The sequence below is a fragment of the Cutibacterium nasicola genome (assembly GCF_051303185.1).
Lineage (GTDB): Bacteria > Actinomycetota > Actinomycetes > Propionibacteriales > Propionibacteriaceae > Cutibacterium.
This window is the reverse complement of sequence record NZ_JBPPGE010000001.1, coordinates 194,083-219,684: the sequence shown is the minus strand read 5'-3', so window position 1 is coordinate 219,684 and position 25,602 is coordinate 194,083. Positions and strand designations below refer to the sequence as shown.

At 63.2% G+C, this 25,602-nt stretch carries 22 protein-coding genes; 17 read left to right on the top strand and 5 right to left on the bottom strand.

Features of this window, described 5'->3' with window-relative positions:
- Positions 1 to 17: 17 nt before the first annotated feature.
- The 3 genes from ACSJJT_RS01005 to ACSJJT_RS00995 are packed head-to-tail and all read right to left on the bottom strand — an operon-like array spanning position 18 to position 5,732.
- Positions 18 to 710: a DUF998 domain-containing protein gene (locus ACSJJT_RS01005; RefSeq protein WP_435916533.1), complete on the bottom strand. Its 693-nt coding sequence runs from the start codon at positions 708 to 710 to the stop codon at positions 18 to 20.
- Positions 694 to 1,263: a GNAT family N-acetyltransferase gene (locus ACSJJT_RS01000; RefSeq protein WP_036975979.1), complete on the bottom strand. Its 570-nt coding sequence runs from the start codon at positions 1,261 to 1,263 to the stop codon at positions 694 to 696. The genes ACSJJT_RS01005 and ACSJJT_RS01000 overlap by 17 nt, the downstream gene beginning before the upstream one ends.
- Before the next feature lie 32 nt (positions 1,264 to 1,295).
- The gene (locus ACSJJT_RS00995) at positions 1,296 to 5,732 is read right to left on the bottom strand and encodes an acyl-CoA dehydratase activase-related protein (protein WP_435916532.1); all 4,437 of its coding nucleotides are present in this window, start codon (positions 5,730 to 5,732) and stop codon (positions 1,296 to 1,298) included.
- A gap of 84 nt (positions 5,733 to 5,816) precedes the next feature.
- Between ACSJJT_RS00995 and ACSJJT_RS00990 the strand changes: the two genes are divergently transcribed.
- The 12 genes from ACSJJT_RS00990 to ACSJJT_RS00935 all read left to right on the top strand — a co-directional run bounded on the left by ACSJJT_RS00990 (position 5,817) and on the right by ACSJJT_RS00935 (position 19,683).
- A complete protein-coding gene (locus tag ACSJJT_RS00990) occupies positions 5,817 to 6,470 on the top strand; it encodes a TetR/AcrR family transcriptional regulator (RefSeq protein ID WP_445439669.1) in 654 nt (217 codons plus the stop codon).
- A gap of 122 nt (positions 6,471 to 6,592) precedes the next feature.
- Positions 6,593 to 7,663: a glycosyltransferase family 1 protein gene (locus ACSJJT_RS00985; RefSeq protein ID WP_435916531.1), complete on the top strand. Its 1,071-nt coding sequence runs from the start codon at positions 6,593 to 6,595 to the stop codon at positions 7,661 to 7,663.
- Between the two features lie 183 nt (positions 7,664 to 7,846).
- On the top strand, positions 7,847 to 9,670 hold the full coding sequence (aspS, locus tag ACSJJT_RS00980; RefSeq protein ID WP_435916530.1) for an aspartate--tRNA ligase: 1,824 nt from the start codon (positions 7,847 to 7,849) through the stop codon (positions 9,668 to 9,670).
- A gap of 107 nt (positions 9,671 to 9,777) precedes the next feature.
- A complete protein-coding gene (locus tag ACSJJT_RS00975) occupies positions 9,778 to 11,169 on the top strand; it encodes a replication-associated recombination protein A (RefSeq protein ID WP_435916529.1) in 1,392 nt (463 codons plus the stop codon).
- Entirely contained in the window at positions 11,166 to 11,627 is a 462-nt protein-coding gene (locus ACSJJT_RS00970; protein ID WP_435916528.1) for a DUF948 domain-containing protein, read from the top strand. Before ACSJJT_RS00975 ends, ACSJJT_RS00970 begins: the two co-directional genes overlap by 4 nt.
- A gap of 171 nt (positions 11,628 to 11,798) precedes the next feature.
- On the top strand, positions 11,799 to 14,477 hold the full coding sequence (gene alaS, locus ACSJJT_RS00965) for an alanine--tRNA ligase (protein WP_435916527.1): 2,679 nt from the start codon (positions 11,799 to 11,801) through the stop codon (positions 14,475 to 14,477).
- Between the two features lie 35 nt (positions 14,478 to 14,512).
- Positions 14,513 to 14,956 (top strand): Holliday junction resolvase RuvX, encoded by a 444-nt coding sequence (gene ruvX / locus ACSJJT_RS00960; RefSeq protein ID WP_171048567.1) that lies wholly within the window; start codon positions 14,513 to 14,515, stop codon positions 14,954 to 14,956.
- Positions 14,953 to 16,062: an endolytic transglycosylase MltG gene (gene mltG / locus ACSJJT_RS00955; RefSeq protein WP_063279946.1), complete on the top strand. Its 1,110-nt coding sequence runs from the start codon at positions 14,953 to 14,955 to the stop codon at positions 16,060 to 16,062. The genes ruvX and mltG overlap by 4 nt, the downstream gene beginning before the upstream one ends.
- A gap of 16 nt (positions 16,063 to 16,078) precedes the next feature.
- Entirely contained in the window at positions 16,079 to 16,885 is an 807-nt protein-coding gene (locus ACSJJT_RS00950) for a shikimate dehydrogenase (RefSeq protein ID WP_435916526.1), read from the top strand.
- A gap of 13 nt (positions 16,886 to 16,898) precedes the next feature.
- Complete coding sequence (gene aroC, locus ACSJJT_RS00945) at positions 16,899 to 18,095, top strand: chorismate synthase (protein WP_435916525.1); 1,197 nt, start codon at positions 16,899 to 16,901, stop codon at positions 18,093 to 18,095.
- Positions 18,092 to 18,607 carry a shikimate kinase gene (locus ACSJJT_RS00940; RefSeq protein WP_270236099.1) on the top strand — a complete coding sequence of 172 codons (516 nt, stop codon included), beginning with the start codon at positions 18,092 to 18,094 and terminating at the stop codon, positions 18,605 to 18,607. The genes aroC and ACSJJT_RS00940 overlap by 4 nt, the downstream gene beginning before the upstream one ends.
- Positions 18,604 to 19,683 carry a 3-dehydroquinate synthase family protein gene (locus ACSJJT_RS00935; protein ID WP_435916524.1) on the top strand — a complete coding sequence of 360 codons (1,080 nt, stop codon included), beginning with the start codon at positions 18,604 to 18,606 and terminating at the stop codon, positions 19,681 to 19,683. Before ACSJJT_RS00940 ends, ACSJJT_RS00935 begins: the two co-directional genes overlap by 4 nt.
- 330 nt (positions 19,684 to 20,013) lie before the next feature.
- Here ACSJJT_RS00935 and ACSJJT_RS00930 read toward each other — a convergent pair whose 3' ends face one another.
- A complete protein-coding gene (locus ACSJJT_RS00930; protein ID WP_435917002.1) occupies positions 20,014 to 20,898 on the bottom strand; it encodes an endonuclease domain-containing protein in 885 nt (294 codons plus the stop codon).
- Positions 20,899 to 21,284: 386 nt separating this feature from the next.
- Here ACSJJT_RS00930 and ACSJJT_RS00925 point away from each other — a divergent pair, with 386 nt between their 5' ends.
- The gene (locus tag ACSJJT_RS00925) at positions 21,285 to 21,434 is read left to right on the top strand and encodes a P-type ATPase actuator domain-containing protein (protein WP_435916522.1); all 150 of its coding nucleotides are present in this window, start codon (positions 21,285 to 21,287) and stop codon (positions 21,432 to 21,434) included.
- 569 nt (positions 21,435 to 22,003) lie between these two features.
- Here the strand turns inward: ACSJJT_RS00925 and ppk2 are convergent.
- On the bottom strand, positions 22,004 to 22,954 hold the full coding sequence (gene ppk2, locus ACSJJT_RS00920) for a polyphosphate kinase 2 (protein WP_435917001.1): 951 nt from the start codon (positions 22,952 to 22,954) through the stop codon (positions 22,004 to 22,006).
- A gap of 230 nt (positions 22,955 to 23,184) precedes the next feature.
- Between ppk2 and efp the strand changes: the two genes are divergently transcribed.
- The 4 genes from efp to gmk all read left to right on the top strand — a co-directional run bounded on the left by efp (position 23,185) and on the right by gmk (position 25,601).
- A complete protein-coding gene (gene efp, locus ACSJJT_RS00915; protein WP_435917000.1) occupies positions 23,185 to 23,754 on the top strand; it encodes an elongation factor P in 570 nt (189 codons plus the stop codon).
- A complete protein-coding gene (nusB, locus tag ACSJJT_RS00910) occupies positions 23,751 to 24,539 on the top strand; it encodes a transcription antitermination factor NusB (protein WP_435916521.1) in 789 nt (262 codons plus the stop codon). Before efp ends, nusB begins: the two co-directional genes overlap by 4 nt.
- 90 nt (positions 24,540 to 24,629) lie before the next feature.
- Complete coding sequence (mihF, locus tag ACSJJT_RS00905; protein WP_435916520.1) at positions 24,630 to 24,950, top strand: integration host factor, actinobacterial type; 321 nt, start codon at positions 24,630 to 24,632, stop codon at positions 24,948 to 24,950.
- Positions 24,951 to 25,001: 51 nt separating this feature from the next.
- The gene (gmk, locus tag ACSJJT_RS00900) at positions 25,002 to 25,601 is read left to right on the top strand and encodes a guanylate kinase (protein ID WP_435916519.1); all 600 of its coding nucleotides are present in this window, start codon (positions 25,002 to 25,004) and stop codon (positions 25,599 to 25,601) included.
- Position 25,602: the final 1 nt, after the last annotated feature.

Below are 25,602 nucleotides of genomic sequence, written 5' to 3'. Positions count from 1 at the left end.
CCTTCGTACGTGAAACCTCAGTGCGTGGCGGAGCGTCGCATGGACCGCGCGGTGAGGATGTCATCGGCCGCCAGCGTCAGCCACCACAGGGTCCCCAGGGCCAGGCTGAATCGCTGCCAGATCCCGGTGTAATCCATCGGAGTGCCGTCGAACCAGTCCATCGCCCCGATGCCATTGAGCAGGGTGAAGACGACCCACGCCCATGCCACCACCAGACCGAAGGTGCGGAATCTCGTCATGGTGGAGTTGAGCAGCAGGATCGGGAGGGCAAAACCGATGACGACGATCGTCGAGGTCCCGATGTGGATGAAGTGACTCCAACTCACGTGCCCGGCCTCCTGAGCAGCCAGGCAGGCCTTGGAACGGTTGGGGGAGCAATCCATCGTCACCAAGGCGTCAAGAACGCTGAAGACCCCGCCAGCGACGAATCCGATACCCGACCACCCCTGACGTTCGAGGGGACGACGACCAGCCCAGGCGAGAGTGACCAGGCCTGCCAGACACAGCGACGTGCCCATGATGACATCGGTGGTCTGGAAGAGGTAACGCCACGGTTGGTCACGGGCGGAGTACTCCGAGACGAAGGCATGCAACTGGCTCATCGCAGGGTTGAGAATGCCCGCGAAGGCCCAGGTTAGGGCGGTCAAGGACGCGAGGATGAGGAAGGCGGCGCGCCAGCATCGAAGCGTCACCTCACGACGATCGGGCACGTTGCTGGCCTCTCCATTCGCTGCGCAGCAGGCCATGATACAGGGCATCTCGTGGGCCTTGCGCGCCGACCAGGCACGCCCGTCGCAACCCCTCAGTGACCATTCCCGCCTTGTCCATCACCTTCCCGGAAGCGATATTGGCTGGGTCGTGGCTGGCCTCGACCTTGTTGACCCCAACGACATCGAACAAGTACGCCATGACGGCTTTCAGAGTCTCGGTCGCATAACCGTGATTCCACCAGCGGGCACCAAAACAGTAACCCACCTCGGCGAGTTCGACTTGCGGCTCCCAATGGACGACCGCGGTCTGGCCGATGATGACGTCGTCGAGCCATATCGCCCAGTTGAAACTGGCTGGATCATCATAGCCCTGAACCCAACCGGTCAATAGTGATCGCGTTGCATTGACATGTGGGTGTGGCGGCCACGTCACAAAACGGGTGACCTCGGTATCACTGGCCCAGTTGTCATACATTTGCTGGGCATCGTCAACAGACCATTGCCGGAGCACTAACCGATCAGTTCGGATCGGGCGGGTGCCAACCAGTTTCATGACGTTGACACTAGCACTGCTCCAAAGGCCCCTCACGAGCGTGAAGACAGCTCCATCACTGGTGTCCCGGTGATGAAATCTTGGCGCGACGCTGTCTGCGGTGAGGTTGGGATGTCCTCGTCAGGCTCTGGACGCACTGCCTGGTTCGCATCGAGCTCCTCGGCACCATTGCGGTCCCGCGCGGTAGCTGCCATCAACTTGATGCGGTTGAGCTGGTTGACCTGAGAGGCGCCGGGGTCGTAGTCCACCGACACCACATTGGCATGCGGGAACTGACGGCGGATCTCTCGGAAGATACCGCGACCGGTGACGTGGTTCGGCAGGCAGGCGAACGGCTGGACGACGGCGATGTTCGGCACGCCCTCGCGGATCATGTCGACCATCTCACCGACGAGGTACCAACCCTCGCCAGCCTGGTTGCCGAGCTGGACGATGCGTTGGGCGTCCTCCATCAGCTCTGTGATCGGGGTCGGGACCTCGAACCGGGTCGACTTCCTCAGCGCCGTGGTCACCGGTTTCTGATACTGCATCAGTAGACTACGGAAGGCCTTCTTGAGGTGACGGCTCCACTTGTCAGTACCGAAGGTCTTGTAGTTGTAGTCGCCCGCGGACAAACAGTTGTAGACGAACCACATCAGACCTGGCAGGACGGCCTCGCAGTCCTCGGACTCGATGGTGTCGACGATGTGGTTGTTGGCGTCCGGGTGGAACTGCACCAAGATCTCGCCGAGGACACCGACGCGAGGTTTGCGCGGGCCATCGACGAGTTCGAGGTGCTCGAAGCCGTCGACGATGCCGTTGATGATCGCCTTGTAGGAGGTGCGCCGTCCCCAGGTCTTGGAATGTCCGCCATCCAGGAAGTGCTCCCTGGCGATGGCCGTCCAGTGATGCATGAGCTCGTCAGCTGAACCCGGAACCGCCTCGTAAGGTCGGGTACGCAAGTGGACCTTCTGCAGCAGGTCCCCGATCGTGATGGCCTGAACCATGCGGTGAATCAGGGGAGCGGTGAGGGAGAAGCCCGGGTTGTCCTCGACACCCTGCAGGGAAGCCGCGATGACCGGGATGCTTCCGAATCCGGCATCCTTGAGGGCCTTGCGCAACAGACCTATGTAGTTCGTGGCACGGCACATGCCGCCGGTCTGGGTCAGGAAGAGGGTGGTGTGGTCCAGGTCGTACTTGCCCGACCTCAGCGCCGAGACGAGCTGACCAATGACGACGATGGCGGGGAAGCAGGCATCGTTGTTGACCACCGACAGACCGAAGTCGATGTTCTCTCGGGAAGCTTGCTCCAACACCTCGACGTTGTAACCGGACGCGCGCAGTGCTGCTTCGGCGACCGAGGTCTGGTACGGGGCGAGCTGGGGCACCAGGATGGTGTGGGTCGCCTTCATGTCCTTGGTGAAGGGGACCCGGTCGTCGGAAAGCGGATGGGTCACCAGCTTGCGATCGTGGCCGGCGCGTTCCTTCGCCGCGGCCTGCAGGGAGCGCATCCGAATACGGGCTGCACCCAGGTTCGATACCTCGTCAATCTTGAGAGTGGTGTAGATGCGGTCACGCGCTGCCAGGATCTCGCGCACCTGGTCGGTGGTGATGGCGTCCAGTCCGCAACCGAAGGAGTTGAGCTGGACGAGCTCGAGATCGGGGCGGGAGCCCACGAAGGCGGCTGCCTGGTAGAGGCGGGAGTGGAACATCCACTGGTCACGCACACGCAGCGGACGCTCTAGCAGGTCAGACCCAAGATGGGCCACGGAGTCCTCGGTGAGGACCGCCATGCCCAGGGAATTCACCATCTCGGGAATGCCGTGGTGAATCTCGGGATCGACGTGATAAGGGCGTCCTGCCAGCACGATGCCGGGAACGTTGTGCTCAGCCATGTAGGCCAAGGCGTCCTCGCCCATCTTGCGGACGTCGTCATGAAAGGCCTTGTCCTCCTCGAGCCCCTCGGTAACGGCTTGACGGGCCTCCTCGACGGTCACCCCGTCCTCGGTGAAGATCTCCGCCAGTCGTTCGGCGAGCTTGTCCGGGTTGGCCAGGGACAGGAAGGGGGAGATGAGCTCGATGTCCTTCTCACGCAGGCTCTCGACATTGGCACGGATGACCTCGGGGTAGGAGGCCACGACCGGACAGTTGAAGTGGGCGTCGGCATCGGTCACGCTGGTCTGCTCGAAGCGGATGCATGGGTCAAAGATGCGATTGACGCCGCGCTCCACGAGATCTTCGACGTGGCCGTTGTTGAGTTTGGCGGGGTAGCAGATGTTTTCGCTGGCGATGGATTCCATGCCCTTCTCGAACAGGGCGTGGGAGGAGCGTCCCGAGATCATGACGCGGTAGCCCAGGGCCGAAAGAGTCGTGAACCAGAACGGGTAGTTTTCATACATGTTGAGGGCACGAGGTAGGCCCAGGTCGCCGCGGAAGGCCTTCTTGGCAGTGAGGCGTCGGTAGCTGAAGAGTCTCTTGTACTTGGCCTCGAAGACGTTGGGCAGTTCGGACTTCGGCAGCTTGGCCATTTTGCGGTTGTCGACCTCGGCGCCGCGGTCGCACCTGTTTCCGGAGACGAAGACCCGTCCGTCCGAGAAGGTGGCGATGGTGCGCTGGCAGTGGTTCTGACACAGGGTGCAGTCGTCGCGGTAGGTCTCGACGGCAAATCCGTCCAGCTCGGCGCGGCCGCGAAGACCATCAGAGGTGGTGGGCTCACCTGCGTGGAAGCGGGCACGGGCCGTCAGCGCCGCGCCGTAAGCACCCATGAGTCCGGCTTCGGCAGGACGGACGACCTCACGACCGGTGAGCTTCTCGAAGGCTCGCAGCACGGCATTGTTGAGGAAGGTGCCGCCCTGGACGACGACCTTGTCACCCAGCTGGGACGGATCGGTCAGCTTGATGACCTTGTACAGGGCGTTGCGGACCACGGAATAGGACAGTCCGGCAGCGATGTCGGCGGGGGAGGCACCCTCCTTCTGGGCCTGTTTGACCGAGGAATTCATGAAGACGGTGCAGCGGCTGCCCAGGTCGACGGGATGCTGGGCCATCAGGCTCATGTCGGCGAAGGACTGGATGTCGGTGTCCATCCCGGCGGCGAAAGTCTGGAGGAAGGATCCACATCCCGACGAGCAGGCCTCATTGACGGAAATGGAGTCAATGACCTTGTCGACGACGCGCAGGTATTTCATGTCCTGGCCACCGATGTCGATGATGGCGGTGACGCCGGGAAGCAGGTGGTCGGCGGCCCGGTAGTGAGCCATGGTCTCCACCTCACCGTCCTCGGCACCCAGGGCAGCCTTGACGAGCCCTTCGCCGTAACCGGTGGTGCAGGTACGAGCGATGGTCGCCTCGGCGGGCATGGTGTCGTAGAGATCGGCAAGGATCTGCACCGCTGCGCTCACCGGGTCGCCCTCGTTGGAGGCGTAATGGGAGGTGACGATGTTGAGTGATTCGTCGAGCAGGACCGACTTGATCGTCGTCGAACCGGCGTCAATACCGAGGAAGAGGTTGCCGCGGGCGTCATGCAGTGGCATATGGGGGAGTTTGGCCTGGGAGTGACGCGTGGTGAACTCGGCCAGTTCCTCGTCATTCCTGAACAGCGGCGGCATCGACTGGGAGATGCCTTTCTGAGTGCGGGCGTGACGGGAACGCTCGGCGGTTTCGGCGAGGTCGACGGGCTCCGAGGCCGACGTCAGGGCGGCGCCCATGGCCACGTAGAGCTGGGCGCGCTCCGGGGTGATGTACTCGTCGACCTTGCCGTCCAGTACTCGCGCGAAGGCGTTTCGCAGGGTCGGCATGAAATGCAACGGGCCTCCGAGGAAGATGACCTTGCCACGGATGGGACGACCACAGGCCAGACCGGCGATGCACTGGGTGGCAACGGCCTGCATGACCGACGCCGCAAGGTCCTCATGACGCGCACCCTCGTTGATGAGGGGCTGGAGGTCAGACTTGGCGAACACACCACAGCGCGACGCAATGGGATGGATGGTGTGGGCTCGCGATGCCAGGTCGTTGAGTCCCGGGGTATCGGTGTGGAGCAGGGTGGCCATCTGGTCGATGAAGGCGCCGGTACCACCGGCGCACGAACCGTTCATGCGCTGCTCGGGGACCGGCTTGAGGTAGGTGATCTTGGCATCCTCACCGCCGAGTTCCAGGAGGACGTCGGCGTCCGGGTTCCAGTGCTGGACAGCAGCAGTCTCGGCCATGACCTCCTGGATGAAGGTGAGGTCCAGGGCCTCAGCGGTTCCCAGACCTGCCGATCCGGTGACGGTTGCGCGCACCTTGGCGCCCGGAAGCGCCTCAACGGCGTCGCCGAGCAGTGACGCCATGGCTCCGGTGATGTCGGCATGGTGGCGTCTGTAGTCCTCGAAGACAATGTTCTCGTCGGGGTCGAGGACGACGGCCTTGATCGTCGTCGATCCGACGTCAAGGCCCATCCTGAGATCCTGGTCGGCCAGTGGAACCGCATTGCCATGATGTGCGTCCATGCCCCCATTTCATCACCGTGGAAATCACGCCGCAGCCACCGGGGTCCCGTTTTTCGGGAGATGTCGGGAGAGTACGGTCGTGCCATGTCTGTCCGGCGTCAGTCACAGTGCACTCGATCGCCTCGCCGTGGTCCGCGTGGCGAGGCCGGAGCAGCCCGCGCATCGATTCTGGCGGCTGCCAGGGCTCTCTTCCTGGCCGGGGATTTCCAGTCGGTGAGTCTGCGAGCCATTGCTCGCGAGGCCGGGGTGGACACCTCTCTGGTGAGCTATTACTTCGGCTCCAAACAGGCTCTTTACAACGAAGCAATGTCCCTGCCAAACGGACCACACCGAATCATTGCTGACGTCTGTTCCCACACAGACCCGGATCACCTGGGTGAGGCGCTGGTGAAGGCCTTCATCGACGCCTGGGATGGTCACCTCGGCCTGGGCGGACCAGATCCGCAGATGCAGGGGGTGGTTCAGGCGCTCCTCACCCAACCTGACGCCTTCGACACAGTGCGTGAGTTCTACACCGACCAGATCCTGGCCCCCGTCGTCGAGCTCTTGGCTCCCCGGTTCGGGGAGGAGGAGGCCGGGGTCCGTGCCTCGCTGGGACTGTCGCATGTGTTGGGAATCTTCACGGCTCGTTACGTCGTCGGACTGCAATCCCTGGCAAGCCTCTCCGCCTCGGAACTCATTGCTCGAGAGGCTCCGACCCTGCAGAAGACCCTGACTGGTTCGGCTCCCAGGGAATAACACATCCTGGTGATCCTCGGGACGTTTAGCGGCCCACCACTGTGCCACGGCCGGCGATAGAGTGATACCCACAAGCTTGGCGCACAGCCGCGCCTCCGCCCACGGACAACGGGAGATGACCAATGACCATCGCAATCAAGATGGGTTTCCTCGATGGTGGCCCCATCGTTGACGACCAAGGTCGACTTGTCGGACGAGGAGGAGGGACCGCGCTGGTCGAGCGACTTCTCAAGATGTACCCGGGAGCTGTCGTCGTCGACCACGAGGATCGCCAGTGTGACGGTTTCGAGGCCAAGGCACTGACCAGCCTTGACCCGCTGGAGACACTCGTCATCAATCTTGACGTCATCGACTCGGTCGGCGTGTTCCAGACGATGCACCGTGAGGGTGCTGAGCCGAAGATCCTCAATCTGCAGTGGCTGCCCCCGTCCCATTACCACCACAAGGTGAACTTCGCGGCCATGGGGCTGTCCTACGCTCTCTTCCCGACCCTGTGCTCCGGTGAGCGCACCGCCGGCGAGGTGGCCGAGTTGGTCCGTCGCTGGACGATCTCCCCGCTGGCCCATCAGGCTCGGATCGCCTGGATCCAGCCTGGCATTCGTGACGATCTCGTCCGCGAGCACGTCGATCCCGACGTACCGACCGTCCTCTACCCGGCCATCCACCTCACCGACAACAAGCAGCCGAAGGTCTTCCTCGACGTCATGAATCGCGTCGCCTCTGAGATGGACGTGCGCATGGAGGTTCGCCTGAGCCAGCGCGATCTCGCCAGCGTCATGGCCATGAAGATGTCCTCGCCCAAGTGGGCCTCGGTCGGTCCGCTGTTCGGTCAGCGCGAGGAATACTGGGAGGCCCTGGCGCGTATGACGGCATTCCTCGCCACTGCGAAGAATGAGGCCTACGGCTTCGAGTATCTCGAGGCCCTGGTCGCTGGCGCGATCGGTGTCTTCCCGGATGCTGCTTGGGCCCGCAAGACCGTTCCTGAGGACTACCCGTACTTCTATCGCACCACTGACGAGGCGGTGTCGATGCTGAAGGATGTGTTGCGCGATCCCGAGACGGCCCGAAACGCCATCAATGACGCTGCCGGCGGCTCGCTGCGCGAGTGGATCCTCGCCAACAACGAGCGTTCCGGTGGTAACGAGGCCATCCGCAAGCAGATCGAGGAGTGGTTCCCCGAGATCGAGGCCTGATCCCTGCCTCGGACGATGATTGAGCCCCGTGGCGTTTTGACCGCTACGGGGCTCTTCTCATGTGGTGACGTGAGGCATGTCCCTCAGGTGGAGCGTTCCGGATGACGGCTGAGGTGGCCGCCGGTATGCTGGCTCGCGGCCCGTACCGTCTATACGTGGCCTGCGACAACGGAAGGATGAAACGTGCTGCGAACCCATGACGCCGGAAGCCTGCGAGCCAGCGACATCGGCAAGGAGGTGACTCTCGCCGGATGGGTTGGGCACCGACGCGACCATGGCGGCGTTGCCTTCATCGATCTTCGCGACGCATCCGGTCTGGCCCAGGTCGTCATCCGTGACGAGATCCTGGAGTCCTCCGGCGCCCATGATCTGCGCAACGAGTACTGCATCAAGGTGACTGGTGTCGTCGAGGCTCGTCCGGAGGGCAATGCCAACCCGAACCTTCCCACCGGCGAGATCGAGGTCGCCATCTCCGAGCTCGAGGTTCTCAACCCCTCGGCCCCGTTGCCCTTCCAGATCGACGAGCACGTCACCGTCGGTGAGGACGCCCGTCTCAAGTACCGCTACCTGGACCTGCGGCGTCCACGTCAGCACGAGGCCCTGGTGCTGCGCTCCAAGGTGACTCACGCCATTCGTGAGGTTCTCGACCGTCACAACTTCTATGACATCGAGACCCCGACCCTGACCCGTTCCACTCCTGAGGGTGCCCGTGACTTCCTGGTGCCGGCCCGTCTTGCCCCCGGGTGCTGGTACGCCCTGCCGCAGAGCCCCCAGCTGTTCAAGCAGCTGCTCATGGTGTCGGGTATGGAGCGCTACTACCAGATCGCACGTTGCTACCGCGACGAGGACTTCCGAGCTGACCGTCAGCCCGAGTTCACCCAGCTCGACGTCGAGATGAGCTTCGTCGACCAGGATGACGTCATCTCCCTGGCGGAGGAGACCATGGCGGCCTGCTGGAAGATCATTGGCGTCGACATGCCGACCCCGTTGCCGCGCATCACCTGGCACGAGGCGATGGACCGTTACGGCTCCGACAAGCCTGATCTTCGTTTCGGCAACAAGATCACCGAGGTCACTGACTTCTTCGCCAACACCCCGTTCCGCGTCTTCCAGGCTCCCTACGTGGGCGCCGTCGTCATGCCTGGTGGAGCCTCGCTACCGCGTCGCCAGTTCGACGCTTGGCAGGAGTGGGCTCGTACCCGAGGCGCTAAGGGCCTGGCCTACATCACCATCTCCGACGAGGGTGTGCCTGGCGGTCCGGTCGCCAAGAACATCTCGGAGGAGGAGAAGGCTGGTATCGCCGAGAAGGTCGGTGCCAGGCCCGGTGACGCCATCTTCTTCGCCGCTGGACCGAAGACCTCCTCCCAGGAGCTGCTCGGTGCGGCCCGTCTGGAGATCGGTCGTCGTTGTGAACTCTTCGATCCCTCCGACTGGGCCTTCTGCTGGGTGGTCGACGCCCCGCTGTTCAAGCCGACCAAGGAGGCCGAGGCCTCTGGCGACGTCGCGGTCGGTGACGGTGCCTGGACTGCTGTCCACCACGCTTTCACCAGCCCGACCCCTGAGTGCATGGACACCTTCGATACCGATCCGGGTTCGGCCCTCGCCTACGCCTACGACTTCGTCGTCAATGGCAATGAGGTCGGCGGTGGATCCATCCGTATCCATCGTCGTGATGTCCAGGAGCGCGTCTTCAACGTCATGGGCATTGGTCCGGAGGAGGCCCAGGAGAAGTTCGGTTTCCTCCTCGACGCCTTCAAGTTCGGTGCTCCGCCGCATGGTGGCATCGCCTTCGGCCTGGACCGTCTGGTCATGCTGCTCGGCAGCTTCGAGACCATCCGGGACGTCATCGCCTTCCCGAAGACCGGCAACGGCTATGACCCGTTGACGGCCGCTCCGGCTCCCATCACCCCGGCTCAGCGTCGTGAGGCTGGGGTGGACGCCAAGCCGAAGAAGAAGGCCGAGTCCCCCGAGGGGCAGAAGGACGACGCAGAGAAGTCCAAGAAGTGACGATTCCGAGCTGACGACGGGCGGCGACTGATGCGTACGGTCGTCGCCCGTTCCTCATGTTGAGCGTCGTTGGACGTCGGGGTGTCGCAGCGCGGCGATATGGTGCCATGGTGAGTGAGGATCTCTTCGGCAACGTCGGGCCGGCACAGCCCGACGCGACCAGTGGCGGGTCCCTGGACACTCCCAACCCTGACGCGCCACTGGCCGTTCGACTGCGCCCCCGCACGATTGACGAGATCGTCGGTCAGCAACACCTGTTGACCCCCGGGTCGCCGTTGCGTCGGCTGGCTGAGGGCACCGGGGCCATGAGCGTCTTCCTGTGGGGCCCTCCGGGGGTCGGCAAGACGACGATTGCCTCTGTGGTGTCCCACGCCACGAACCGACGATTCGTGGAGATCTCGGCCGTGACCGCCGGAGTCAAGGATGTCCGACGGGAACTCGACACCGCTCGTCGTCAGCTGGCGCTGGGAAAGCCGACCGTCCTCTTCGTCGACGAGGTGCACCGGTTCTCCAAGGCCCAGCAGGACGTGCTCCTGCCCGCAGTCGAGAACCGGACCGTGACCCTCATCGCCGCCACCACGGAGAATCCATCCTTCTCGGTCATCTCCCCGCTGCTGTCCCGATCCCTGCTGCTGACCCTGAAACCCCTCACCGAGGCTGATGTCTCCTCCCTCATCGACCGTGCACTGAGTGATCCGCGCGGTCTGCGCACCGACTCGGACGGGCTCTACGCCCTTGACGACGATGCCCGAGCCGACCTGTTGCAGCTGGCGGGGGGAGACGCCCGACGAGCCCTGACCTATCTCGAGGAGGCCGCCGCCGGAGCGGGCACGGCTGGAACTGACATCATCACCAGTCAGATCGTCTCGACGGCTGTGGATCGCGCTGCGGTGCGGTACGACCGTGACGGTGATCAGCACTACGACGTCATCAGTGCCTTCATCAAGTCGGTACGTGGTTCGGACGTCGACGCAGCCTTGCACTATCTGGCCCGGATGATCGAGGCGGGGGAGGATCCCCGGTTCATCGGCCGCCGTCTGGTGATCTTGGCCAGCGAGGACATCGGCATGGCCGCCCCGAGCGTGCTACAAACCTGTGTCGCCGCAGCCCAGGCCGTTCAACTCATCGGTATGCCCGAGGCCCGCCTCAACCTGGCCCAGGCGACCATTGCAGCGGCCACCGCCCCGAAGTCCAACGCCGTCATCACCGCCATCGACGGGGCACTGTCCGACGTCCGCGCCGGTAAGGGAGGAGAGGTGCCTGCCCATTTGCGGGACGCGCACTATTCATCCGCCCACGACCTCGGTCACGGGGTCGGATACCGTTACGCTCACAACTTTCCGCACGGGGTGGCAGAACAGCAGTATCTTCCTGACGACATCGCCTCGACGCGGTATTACCACCCGACCGACCACGGCAATGAGGCTGCCATCTCACAACGTCTGAGCCAGATACGGATGCTGCTCGGACGAGATACCACCGAGGAGAAGAAGTCATGACCCTGGGTCAGATCGCCGGACTCATCGCTGCTCTCGCGGCGGTGGTGCTCGTCGCGCTGTGTGCCGTTCCCCTGCTGAAACTTGGTGGCGTCCTGGATGAGGTGCGCAGGACGGTCCGCGACGTGGATGAGTCGACGGTGCCGATCTTGGAAGAACTCAAGGGAACGGTCGTCATCACCAATGGTGAGATCTCGAAGCTTGACCAGGTCATCGAGGACATTCACACCATTTCCGAGCACGGCACCGTCGTCACCGGTCAGGCTGCTGAACTCGCTCAAACCTTCACCCAGACGGTCGGGACGCCGATGGTGAAGGCCGCTGCTTTTGGTGAGGGAGTGCGACGCACGATTCGTCGTCCCAGGCGTCGCAACCATCCCTCCCAGGTCGAGAACGAGACAGCTCCCGCTGAGGTGAGTCATGGTGCGTCAGCAGCTGAGGACCTCGACGACGAGAACTGATCCACAATCGGATCACCCGTCGCTCCACGATTCCCCAGCTCGACATTTTCCGCGGCGCGCTGAGATGTGGCCTACCGCGCGTCCGGGTAGGGTTGGGACCCGGTATGTCCTGAAAATCTGTCAGGATTTCCCACAGGCCACAATCAGCGACCACGTCAAGAAGGACCAGGCATGAGAACAGCGGAGATCGGACAGCGCTTCGTCGACTTCTTCGAGAACAAGGGTCACGCAGTGGTGCCGAGCGCCTCGCTGTTGTACAACGACCCCACCCTGCTGTTCGTCAATGCCGGCATGGTGCCGTTCAAGCCCTACCTCATGGGCTCCGAGCCTTCCCCGTGGAAACGCGCCACCAGCATCCAGAAGTGCGTCCGTACCCTCGACATCGACGAGGTCGGCAAGACCACCCGCCACGGCACCTTCTTCCAGATGCTGGGCAACTTCTCCTTCGGTGACTACTTCAAGAATGAGGCCATCCAGTACGCCTGGGAGCTCGTCGCCAAGCCTGCCGATCAGGGTGGATTCGGCTTTGACCCGGCCAGCATCTGGGTGACGGTCCTCGGCCCGGGATTCCATCCGGACTACCCCGAGGGCGACATCGAGGCGCGCGAGGCCTGGCGAGCCGTCGGGGTTCCCGATGAGCACATCCAGGGCCGTTCCCTCAAGGACAACTACTGGCACATGGGCGTCCCCGGTCCGGGCGGCCCCTGCTCCGAGATCTACATCGACCGTGGTCCGGCTTACGGCCCCGACGGAGGTCCGCAGGCCGATGAGGATCGTTACCTCGAGATCTGGAACCTCGTGTTCGAGACCGAGGATCTGTCCGCGGTTCGCGCCAAGGACGACTTCGACATCGCCGGCCCGCTGCGCAGCCTCAACATCGACACCGGCGCTGGTCTGGAGCGCATCGCGTACCTGCTCCAGGGCGTCGACAACATGTACGAGATTGACCAGGTCTTCCCCGTCATCGAGAAGGCTTCGGAGATGTCGGGCAGGCGTTATGGCGCCAACCATGACGACGACGTCCGGCTGCGCGTGGTTGCCGACCACGTCCGTTCCGGCCTCATGCTCATGACCGACGGCGTCACCCCCGGCAACGAGGCTCGTGGATATGTGCTTCGTCGTCTGCTGCGTCGCGTCGTCCGTGCCATGCGTCTGCTCGGTGTGGAGGATCCGGTGCTACCTGAGCTGCTGCCGGTCTCCCGTGACCTCATGTCGGCTTCCTTCCCGGACGTCCTCGCTCAGTGGGATCGCGTCATCGGGGCTGCCACTGCCGAGGAGGAGACCTTCCGTCGTACCCTCAGCGCCGGTACCGCGATGCTCGACGCCGCGGTGGCAGACACCAGAGCTGCGGGCTCCAAGACCCTGTCTGGCGATAAGGCCTTCCAGTTGCACGACACCTACGGTTTCCCGATTGACCTCACCCTTGAGATGGCGGCCGAACAGGGCCTGCAGGTCGACCGTGACAAGTTCACCGCCCTGATGGCCGAGCAGCGCGCCCGTGCCAAGGCAGACTCCAAGGCCAAGAAGGGCCTGCTCACCGACCCGGAGGCTTACTCCCAGGTGCGCGCCCTCGGCGAGACTCCCTTCCTCGGCTACACGGATCTGACCGTCGACACCACCGTCACTGGCATTATCGCCAACGGTGCCTCCGTCACGGTTGCCGAGTCCGGATCAGTCGTCGAGGTCGTGCTCGCCGAGACCCCGTTCTACGCCGAGATGGGTGGCCAGGACTCCGACTCCGGCATCATCCGCGCCAATGGCTTCGATCTCGAGGTCCTGGACGTCCAGCGCCCGGTTCCCGGCCTCATCGTCCACAAGGTACGTCTCGACGGAGACCTCGCTGTCGGTGACAAGGTGACCGCGCAGGTCAACCCGACCACCCGTTTTGGAGCTTGCCAGGCCCACACCGCCACCCACGTCATCCACGCAGCCCTGCGCGAGCTGGTCGGGCCGTCGGCCACCCAGGCCGGCTCCTACAACAAGCCCGGCTACCTGCGTTTCGACTTCTCGGCCACCAAGGGACTCTCGGAATCCCTCAAGGAGGAGATCGAGGAGCGCTGCAACGTCGCCATCCACGACGACTTCGAGGTCACCGACACCCAGATGCCTCTTGAGGATGCCAAGGCCATGGGAGCGATGGCCATGTTCGGCGAGAAGTACCCGCCGATCGTGCGCGTCGTCGAACTGGCCGGCCCGTGGTCCCGCGAGTTGTGCGGTGGCACTCACGTCGCCTCCACCGGTCGTATCGGCATGCTGAGCCTGCTGAGCGAACAATCGGTCGGTTCAGGGACTCGCCGCGTCGAGGCGCTGGTCTCCACCGATGCCTTCCGCCACATGGCTGCCGAACGTGCCCTGGTCAACGAGCTCACCGGCATCCTCAAGGTGCAGCCTGACCAGCTGGCCGACCGCGTCTCCAAGCTCGCTGCCGACCTCAAGGACGCTGAGCACAGGCTGGCCGCCGCCCGCACCCGCGAACTCATGGGGCAGGTTGACGACATCGTCGCCGGTGCCACCCCGGCCGGGTCCTTTGACCTCATCGCGGCCAGGGTGCCTGGTGTTCTTGGCAACGACCTGCGCACCCTGGCCTCCGAGGTCCGGGTCCGCGTCAAGGATCGCCCGGCGGTCGTCACCCTCATCGGAGGTACAGACGACAAGCCCGCCATGATCGTCGCGACGACTGAGTCCGCTCGCGCCGCCGGAGCCAGGGCTGGTGCCCTCATTAAGGCCGGCACGGGGCCGATCGGTGGCCGCGGTGGCGGCAAGGACGACATGGCTCAAGGTGCTGGCAGCGATGCTTCTGGCATCGACGCCGCTCTTCGTGCCGTCAATGCTGAGCTGACTGCGCTGTGAACCCCGAGGAGCGCCCCGATACCTCCCTGCGCGGTGTGAGGATCGCTGTCGACTGGGGGAAGGCCCGGATTGGTGTGGCTGCGAGTGACCGTGATGCCATCCTTGCCTTCCCGGTCGAAACGGTGCAGACCGCGAATCGTCCGGTACAGCGCCTGGCCGAGATTGTCGCCGAGTATGAGCCCGTCGAGGTCATCATGGGCCTCCCGGTGGCCCTCGACGGCACCGAGAAGATCGCCGCGCGGGATGTTCGGCAGGCCGGACATCAGCTTGCCGAGGCCATCAGTCCGATTCCGGTGCGCTGGGTCGATGAAAGGATGACGACACGTACGGCCGCTCGTGCTCTCCACGATGCCGGGCGAGACGCGCGCAAACAGCGTGGCGTTATTGATCAGGTGGCTGCGGTGGCCATACTGGAGCACGTGTTGGAGCAAGTCCGGTCGGCCCGATCGGCGACGACGACAGGAGGGACGGATTCGTGAGCGGACCGTTCGACGAACAGGATGACCCCAAGGCGGAGTTCTGGTACAAGTTTCGCAGTGCTGTGGCGGTCATCTTGTCCTTGGCGGTTCTCGTTGGTGGGTGCGTCTTCGTCGGTGTCAAGACCTATGACGCCTACATCTCGTACAAGTCGGCCGACGACTACCTCGGAGACGGTGAGAAGGACGTCCTGGTGCGTGTGCCCTCGGGCGCGTCGGTGAGCGAGGTCGGATCGATCCTGCTCGACAACGACGTCATCAAGTCGACGAAGGCCTACAACAAGGCCATTCGCGAGTCGGAGTCTGACGTCACGATCCAGGCCGGCCAGTACAAGCTCAAGACCCACATGAGCGCGGCGAAGGCTGTCTCCATCCTGGGCAACCCGGACAACATCCAGCGCACTCGCGTCACCCTTCCCGAGGGACTGACAACCGAGGAACAGTTCGCCATCATGGCCAAGGGCACCACCATGCCCGTCGACAGTTTCAAGGTCGCGTACAAGCAGACCAAGAAGCTTGGCCTGCCGGTGTGGGCCAAGGACCGTCCGGAGGGTTTCCTCTTCCCCGACACCTACGAGGTGGGTTCCAACCCGACACCGCTGGAGATTCTGCAGATGCAGGCGAACCAGTTCGTCAAACAGGTGAACACCATGAACTTCATGGGTCAGGCCCAGGCCATCAAGCGCAGTCCCTATGATGCCCTCATCGTCGCCTCCATCCTGGAGAAGGAGGCCAGGAACCCCAAGGACATGAGGATGGTCGCCGGCATCATCTACAACCGTCTCAACCAGGGTATGAAGGTGGAGTCGGATGCGACGGTGCTGTACGCCAACCATGCCGACGGAAAGCTGACGACGACCGACGAGCAGCGTGCCAAGGACTCTCCTTACAACACCTACCTGCACAACGGCCTCCCACCGACTCCCATCAACAATCCTGGTGCGGCGTCGATGGAGGCGGCCGTGACCCCGATCAAGAGCGACTACCTGTACTGGGTCGTCACGGATCCCGACAAGGGGACGACGGCCTATGCCAAGACCCTGGCCGATCACGAGAAGAATGTGAAGAAGTTCCAGGCGTGGTGTCAGGCCCACAAGGGCAAGTGCTGATCGGGGGGAGTTGACGATGCGGTGCGCGGTTGTTGGTCATCCAGTGGCTCATTCCGTGTCGCCGGCAATCCACCGGGCCGCATATCGGGTTCTCGGACTGGACTGGTCCTATGACGCCGTTGACGTCGAGCCCGGTGGACTGCGCACCTTCGTCGATGAGCTGGACGAGTCGTGGCGCGGCTTGTCGGTGACGATGCCCCACAAGGTTGATCTCAGTGAGTTGGGGGAGGCCGACGAGACCGTCGAACTGCTCGGAGCGGCGAACACCTGGGTGCGTCGTGACGGGAGAGCCATCGTCCGTAACACCGACGTGACCGGCGCCGGGGTTGCGCTTCGGTCTCGGGGCGTCACCGGGGTTGGGAAGGTCGTCATGCTCGGAGCGGGGGCGACGGCACGGTCAGTTCTTGCCGCTGCCGTCCAACTGGGGACAGACGAGGTCATCATCATGTCGCGCTCTCGCGATCGGTCGACCGAGATCCTTGAGCTTGCCAACCGTCTTGGGATCCGCGTCGCCTGGTTGCCCTTCGAGTCCGAGCCGTCGCGTTGTGACCTCATGGTCTCGACGGTTCCGGCCGGGTCCCTCATGGACCGGGCTGAGGACCTCGCTGCCCGTGCTGACGCCGTCTTCGACGTCATTTACGACCCGTGGCCGACGCCGCTGACGGTGGCTGGGGAGAACGCCGGCATCACGATTATCGATGGCCTCGACCTGCTCGCCGGACAGGCCGTCGACCAGGTTCGTCTCATGACGGGCCATGACGTTCCCATGGATGTCTTGAGGTCCACAGCGCAGAACGCTCTGGCTGAGCGCGCACGCCTTTGAGAGACTGGGCTCCATGTTGCGTTACCTCACTGCCGGGGAGTCTCACGGCGCTGCCCTTGTCGCGACGATGGAGGGCATCCCGGCCCATGTCCGCGTCGGGGCCGACGAGATTTCAGAGGAGTTGCGGCGTCGTCGCCTCGGGGTGGGGCGAGGGGCCCGGATGTCCTTCGAAGCCGATGAGTTGGAGCTGATCGCGGGATTCCGTCGCGGGGAGACCCTCGGCGATCCCATCGCGATCCAGATCGGTAACTCCGAATGGGATAAGTGGCGTACCGTCATGGCCCCCGGACCGGTATCCCCCGAGGAGCTGGCCGGTCAGGCTCGTGGAGCTGCTCTGACCCGTCCCCGTCCGGGACACGCTGACCTCGCGGGTATGCAGAAGTACGACTTTGATGAGGCCCGGCCGATCCTGGAACGCGCATCGGCCCGTGAAACCGCTGCGCGAGTGGCCCTGGGAGCAATTGCCAAGGCCTTCCTCAAACAGGCCCTCGACGTCGATGTGTTGTCCCATGTCGTGTCCCTCGGGCCTATCGAGTGTCCTGAGGATGTGCGGCCGGAACCGGCGGATCTGGCCCGTATTGACGCTGATCCGGTGCGTTGTACTGACCCGGCCACGAGCGAGCGGATGGTTGCTGAGGTGGAGGCGTGCCGCAAGGAGGGCGAGACCATGGGTGGTGTCGTCGAGGTGTTGGCATATGGCCTGCCTGCCGGGTTGGGATCCCACAGCCAGGGGGACCGACGACTCGATGCGCGTCTCGCCGGAGCACTCATGGGGATCCAGGCCATCAAGGGCGTCGAACTGGGGGACGGCTTTGAGCTGGCCCGTCGTCGCGGCTCTCAGGCCCATGACTGGATGGAGCCGACCGAGGCGGGTATCCACCGCATGAGTGATCGTGCGGGCGGTACCGAGGGCGGCATGTCCACCGGCCAGGTGTTGCGGGTGAGGGCGGCCATGAAGCCCATCGCAACTGTTCCCCGTGCCCTGCCGACGATCGACACCACCACGGGTGAGGCCGCCACGGCCCATCATCAGCGTTCCGACGTCTGCGCGGTCCCGGCGGCAGGTGTCGTGGCCGAGGCCATGGTTGCCCTGGTGCTGGCCGAGTGCGCCCTGGACAAGTTCGGCGGAGACTCGGTGGCCGAGACCCGCCGTAACGCTCAGGCCTACCTGGGTCGCCTGGCCGAACGCGGTCTGGTGGTGGCCCCGTGAGTGTCATCGTCCTCATCGGTGCTCCAGGGTCCGGCAAGTCGACGGTGGGGCCGCTCTTGGCTGAGCGCCTGGAGGAGGAGTTCGTCGACGTCGATGCTCTCATCGAGCAGGTCGAGGGGCGCGACATCCCGGAGATCTTCCTCGTCGAGGGAGAGCCGTACTTCCGCCAGGTGGAGAGGCGGGAGACCCTCGCTGCGATCGAACGCGGCGGGGTGGTTTCCCTCGGTGGGGGAGCGCCGGTCGACATCGAGGTCGGTAAGGCCTTGGACCAGGTGTGCGTCGTCTGGCTGGACGTCTCGGCTCGTACCGCGGCTGACCGGGTGGGGCTGAAGGACACCGGCCGACCACTGTTGGGAGGCCAAGTGCACTCGCAATTGGTGCGGCTCATGAAGGATAGGCGAGCGGTGTATGAGCGCCCGGCAACTATCCGAGTGGCCACCGACAAACTGACCCCTGACCAGGTCGTCGAGGCGATCATGAGTGAGCTGGCCGACCTGGAGGGGGAGTCATGAGCCGTGTCGAGGTACCAACGGCGCAGCCCTACCAGGTGCGGATTGGCCCCGGCGCGGTGACGGAACTGCCCACTCTGGTGGCAGGACGCAGGGTCGCCGTGGTGTGTCCCCAGCCACTCGTGGACCGCGTCGGGCGACTTGGAATTCACGATCCGGTCGTCATCGAGGTGCCGGACGCCGAGGCCGCCAAGTCACCTGATGTGCTGGCCCGCGGTTGGCAGGGCCTGGCCGAGGCTGGCATGACTCGCGGCGACGTCATCGTCGGTCTCGGTGGGGGAGCCGCCACGGATCTCGCCGGGTTCCTGGCGGCGACCTGGATGCGCGGGGTCGACGCCATCCAGATCCCGACGACGGTGCTCGCGATGGCCGATGCCGCGATCGGCGGCAAGACCGGTATCAACATTCCTGCCGGGAAGAACCTCGTCGGTGCCTTCCATGAGCCGAAGGCCGTGCTGTGTGACACCGATCTCTTGACGACCCTGTCTGTTCGTGAGGTGCGATCGGGCTTGGCGGAGATCGTCAAGTGTGGGTTCATCAATGACCCGGTGATCCTGGATCTTGTTGCCGGACAGGACGTTCTCGACGTCACCTCGGCGGCTTTCGTCGAGGTGCTGACCAGGGCGGTCGCAGTGAAGGCCGAGGTTGTCAGTGGTGATCTGCACGAGCGAACCTCCTCGAGCGGACACGTTGGCCGCGAGAGATTGAATTATGGGCACACCTTGGCCCACGCCGTCGAGGCCCACAAGCATTTCACCTGGCGTCACGGGGAGGCGGACTCCGTCGGGATGGTCTTCGCTGCTGAGTTGTCTCGACGGTACCTAGGACTGTCCGACGGGGAGGTCTCTCGTACTCGGGCCATCCTGTCGGGTATCGGACTGCCCATCACCTTCGACGAGGTCGCGTGGTCGGAGCTGCGCGAGACGATGGACCTCGACAAGAAGACTCGACTCGACCCACAGACTGGCCGCCGTGTGTTGAGGTTCGTCGGCATCAGTGAGCCTGGTGAGGCCGCGATGATCGCGGATCCCGATGAGGACGTGCTGGTCGAGTGTTACAGGAGCCTGCAGGCTTCCTGATGCTGCGGGTCAGTCGCTGTGAGGCGGTTCCTGCCGTCGATCTCTTCGCCCTTCGGTCGGGAAAACTGCCCGTTCGTCATCACGACGCCCCGTCACATCTCGCTGATCACAAGCTGGTGTCCCCGATGACGAGTCCGCCTCCCCTAACCATTACGAGTGCATCTGTGTGTTCGGAGGTCTTCATCCTCTCGTGTGGCGATCCCGGTTGTGAAGGCTGAGATTGCTACGTGTGGCAGCACATTGCGTGGTCATGACCGATATCGCCACAGCCGCACGGGATGAAAACCTGGAACAGTGATCTTATTAGTCCAGTGTCTGGCGAGAAGGTCGCTAGGCGGTGCCAAGGCCCATCATGATGCTCCGCAACACCGGTTCGCTGAACATGGCCTTGGGTCGGTGACGGCGATGGAGATGAGAGGCCAACCAGTCAAGCACGAATTGAGGATTCCGCCGGATCATGGTCGGGGTGGTGTGGAGCACCTTCCACCCGTGCCGGTCGAGATGGGCGGACCGCATCATCGTCGCCTCGTAACCATCCGCGGTGCCATGCATCTTCCTGCCGTCGATCTCGAGGGCCACCTTTTCCTCCTCGAAAGCTTGGTCGAGGTAGAAGTAGCGGTCGCCGACCTGAACCTTGTGGTTTGGTTTGTGTCCGGTTATCCCAACTGCCCTCAGCATTCGGCCCATCTCCAACTCGGGAATCGACCAGGCTACCAACGTGATGTCAGCCAGAGCGGCATCAACTTGGACCTTCGGGAACCGCCCGGTGAGCCCCCTACGCGCCTTTCGGCAGCTCCCAGGAGTGACGATGCGCTGGCGCAGCGCTTCGCACACCCATTCCCATTCGCCTTGGACGGCCAGCATCAGGACTGACACCTCGGGTGTGGCGAGACGAACTCTCTCCCTTTCAGTGATGAATCGGTGCGGTACATGCCAGCGATGAACCTGGATGGCTGGACGAACGAGGCTGCGGGTTCGGGAGAATGCCTCGACCTCGGCGACGCTGCGCAAGTCCATCGGTCGAGCCGATCCCGGGGCCCTCATGCCGAGAAGGATGAGGGCCGCCTTGCCGACGAGAACGACATCTCGGTGCCACAGGAAGAGTGCCCGGATGATCGTCTGTGGGTCGCGAGCAAGCGAGGCTGCGGCAACTACTCCGGGCAGGATCCGGACTGCGTCTCCGCGGGCCACTGCACGGTCCGCTTGGCCTCGAATGTAGCTGTGGCGGTGAATACGGGCGACACCGCGGCGCTCGATCTGGTCTTGAAAGGTCTTCACGCCTTCAGTTGTCGTCGGAGACCGTGAAATCTGTCAGGCAATGTCAGATCTGTGGACAACTGTCTGTTGGTCGAGGTTCTTGCGACGTCGCTCGGTGCCCAACGCTGGGCATCATCAAGATTGCCACAGGGAGGAGAAGAGGGGAGGTCGACACACCGCCCATCGATTCACCCTGTTGCGTGCTGGGAATGACCGTCAACAGGAATCGCAGGGTTGCTGCTCGGCATCAACCACGCTGACTACCTTCATGTGAGCGAAAAATACGCAGCCATGTCTTTGTGGTGTCGACAGCGACTACGTCGACCCCGTGGCGGAGGGGCCCCGTGAACGATTTGGCCGAAGGCGTGGGTGACTTCGTCGTCATCTCTCCAGGCGACCGCATCGCCATGGATGGAGCCGTCGAAACTGGTGTATCCGAGGTTGATCAGTTCCGGATCACTGGAGGTCCGATGCCGGTCGCAGCCGTTGAGTAGTTCAGTGAACATCCGGTTGACTGCGTCATCTGTGCGGGTCGTGATTCGCCAGCCCCTATGGCCGCGGAGTTCCGTCAAGAGTTTGGGCATGGTGTTTCAGGTGGCGTGAGCGGCCGCCATGTCGGGGTCAGCCGCCGTGTCCCACCGGGTTTTCCACGGATACGACCGCGCGGTCACACGTATGGGTGAACGACGAGTGGATTGACGCAATCCAGTTCATTGACGAGGATCGCGCCAAACTGCGTCCGATCGGAAACGCCGATGTCGCCTCGGAACTCATGGTGTCGGGACACAAGATGGTCATGGTCGGTCATGGCGTCAACGACGTTCCCGCTCTTTCGGCAGCAACTGTCGGAGTGGGCATGGGTGCTGCATCGAGATGGCCCGACGATCTGCCGACGTCATCCTCATCTCCTCGAGCCTTGCCAACTTTGCCCAGCGCCTTCAACGTGCTGGAAGGCGAGACGGGGGGTAGTGCGATGTCGCCAGGAGGGGGCCGTGGCACATCAGCACGCCATGAGTTCTGCCGTCAGGGCTGCCACCACTCAACCTCGTCGAGCCAGCACCACTCAGTCTCCAACCATGTCTCGGGCTCGACGTACCAACCGAGGGTCGGGCTGACTGACTACATCGGTATCTTTGCCTTCGTAATCATATTGGGACAGGAAATACCTCATGGCATTGAGACGCGCGCGTTTCTTGTCGTTGGACTTGATGCAAATCCACGGGGCAGCATCGGTGTCAGTAGCGGCGAACATCTCTTCCTTGGCGCGGGTGTAGTCGTCCCAACGTCCCAAGGATTCCAGGTCCATAGGAGAGAGCTTCCAGCGGCGAACTGGATCAAGCTGACGAATGGCAAATCGGGTGCGTTGTTCCTGACGGGTCACCGAGAACCAGAACTTGGTGACGTGAATTCCCGACTCGATCATCATCTCCTCAAGGATTGGTGCTTGACGCAGGAAGACTCGATGCTCTTCGTCGGTACAGAACCCCATCACTCGCTCGACACCGCCGCGGTTGTACCAGGATCGGTCGAAGAGGACGATCTCGCCAGCAGTGGGGAAGTGTTGGATGTACCGCTGGAAGTTCCACTGACCGAGCTCGCGGTCCGAGGGCTTGTCGAGGGCGACGGTACGGCAGCGACGGGGATTGAGATGCTCACTGAATCTCTTGATTGCCCCACCCTTTCCTGCGGCGTCGCGTCCCTCGAAGACGATGACGTGGCGCTCGCCGGTGTCGTCAATGGAGTATTGCAGCTTGAGAAGCTCAATTTGCAGCAACCTTTTCTGGGTTTCGTACTCGCGCCTGTCCATGAGATTCGGATAGGGGTAGTCCTCATGCCATGTCTCCACGGCGGAACCGTCAGGAGCGATGAGTTCGGGATCGTCTCCGTGCTCATCGGAATCGACGACATATCCGGCATCAGCGACCAGATCAATGAATTCGCGCAGTGAGTGCTGGTCGGAATCCGTGGCGGGATCGAAGTGGGCCCGCAGCTCAGTGGAGTCGAGGTCGTGCATGGCGACAACGTTACTGACGAGGTGCGCGGCCAAGCCCTCAACGGCATGAACGGGGCGTGACAGGATCATGTCGTGAAGGCGTCGAGTGGTTGGGATGTGTATATCAGGGGCCGGCCCGCTACCGGCAATAGGGGTGAAGGCCTGCGTCCGCTAGACTTGCTCGGGATGTCGGCTGGCGGGCCTCATCCTGATCCATGATCGACGCAATCCACCTCGAAAGGGACCGACCTGTGGTTATCTCCACCAATGACATCAAGAACGGCACCGTTCTCGACCTCGACGGCCAGCTGTGGACGGTCATCTGGTTCCAGCACCACAAGCCGGGTAAGGGAAACACTGTCGTTCGTACCAAGCTCAAGCACGTTCTGAGCGGCAAGGTTGTGGACAAAACCTTCAACTCTGACGTCAAGATCGAGTCGGCCGAGGTCGATCGCCGCGACATGCAGTACCTGTACCAAGATGGTGACGTTTACGTCTTCATGGACGAGACCACTTACGAGCAGCTGCCGATTCCCTCCGAGGTCGTCGGTGACGCCAAGGACTTCATGCTCGAGAACCAGACCGCCACCGTCGCCCTGCACGAGGGCAACCCGCTGTACATTGATCTGCCCGCCTCGGTCGAACTCGAGATCACCTACACCGAGCCTGGCCTGCAGGGTGATCGCTCCACCGGCGGCACCAAGCCAGCCACCCTCGAGACCGGTCGCGAGATCCAGGTCCCGCTTTTCATCACCACTGGTGAGAAGGTCAAGGTCGACACCCGCTCCGGCGACTACCTCGGTCGCATTTCCGAGAAGTGAGTACGAGCACCACTCCCACGCCTGACGACGAGGGCCCCGTCGAGAGGATCGGGGACCTCGAGGTCAGGCGCATCAGCGGAGACATCCAGAAGCACACTGATCTCTCTACGCGGTCCAAGGCTCGCAAACAGGCGCTCGACATTCTGTTCGAGGCTGACCTCATGAGCACCGATCCCCTCGAAGTCCTGGCCGCTCGCCCAGGGGTCTTCACGAACCCGGTGCGCCCGTTCGCAGCTGATCTGGTTCGCGGAGTGGCTGCCTGCCAGGTTGGTCTGGATTCGGTCCTCGCTGATTGCCTCTCCGAGGGCTGGACGCTGGCTCGGATGCCGCGCGTCGACCGTGCTCTCGCTCGCCTGGCCGCCTTCGAGATTCTGCACACGGATACGCCGGACCCGGCCGTCATCTCTGAGGCCATTGAGTTGAGCGAGGAGTTCTCGACGGATGACTCGGCGCCATTCCTCAACGGTCTGCTGAACGCCGTCATTGCCCACGGCCCTGCCCGGGTGGAGGATGTGTCCTCTGCGGACGTCCTCCCCCCGCACACTGTTGGTGAAGACGAGAACAGAGCCGAACCACCAGATGGAACCGAGCAGCTGCGGATGAAGGTCACCTCAGATTCCGACTCTGTCTCCGACGAGGCTGACAATGTGGGTCTGGCTACCGAAAATGTCGTAGAGTCCACGAAACTCTCTGGTGGAGCCGATCTGGAGGCGGAAGAACACCCAACATCCAAAGATCACGAATTGGATACAGATCTCCACAAATCGGACCCAAACTCCGACTAAGCGGACTAGTGTGCCAAAGGTCTCCACCAGGGTTCTGGTGGGAGCCTTTCGCATTGTTCGGAATGGCTGCGCACTTGATCGGAGGGGCTCGTGTCCATACCCACTCTTTCACCGGAACAGCTTTCGGCTGCTCGTGAAGCAGCGACACGGGCCAGGCGAGTCCGAGCTGAGTTCAAGGCGAAGGTTCGCACCGGTGACTTGTCGTTGTCCGAGGCGTTGGACGAGGCTGCCAAGGATGATGTGCTTGCCCACGTCAAGGTTGTTGACCTGCTGAAGGCCCTTCCTCGCGTGGGGGACAAGCGTGCCGCCGAGATCATGGAGCGCCTTGAGATCGCCCCGAATCGTCGCATTCGTGGCCTGGGGCGACATCAGGTCGCTGACCTGCGTGCCGAGTTCGACCATCGTTCCTGAGGTTCCACGCCCCTGCGCGACGTCGTCGCCATGGACCATTAGGGTGTTGCCATGAGCAGCGATCCCACCATCCCACAGGCCCGTGGCCTTCTGCACAACGACCCTGTCAAGGTGGCCGTCGTCTCTGGGCCAACAGCCGTTGGCAAGGGAACGGTGGTGAGCGCGTTGCTGCGTCGCCACCCTGAGATCGTCGTCTCGAGGTCAGTGACGACCCGTCCGCCTCGCCCCACTGAGCGCGACGGAATTGAGTACGACTTCATCAGCCAGGAGCAGTTCGATGACCTTGTTGAGGGTGACGGGCTGCTGGAATGGGCCGTCGTCCACAACAGTCACCGGTACGGCACCCCGCGCAAGCCCGTCGAGAAGGCAGTTGCGAGCGGGCGCACCGTCATTCTTGAGATCGATCTTCAGGGTGCTCGTCAGGTGCGACAGACCTATCCGCAGGCCACTCAGGTCTTTCTCGCCCCGCCGTCGTGGGAGGAGCTCGTGCACCGTTTGATCGGTCGGGGGACGGAGACTCCCGCACAGCAGGAGCGTCGGCTGCAGACAGCTCGTGTGGAGTTGGCGAACGCCGATGAGTTCGACGCCGTTGTCATCAACGACACCGTGGACCATGCCGTTGCCTCTCTGGTAGGGTTGCTGGGTCTATGAC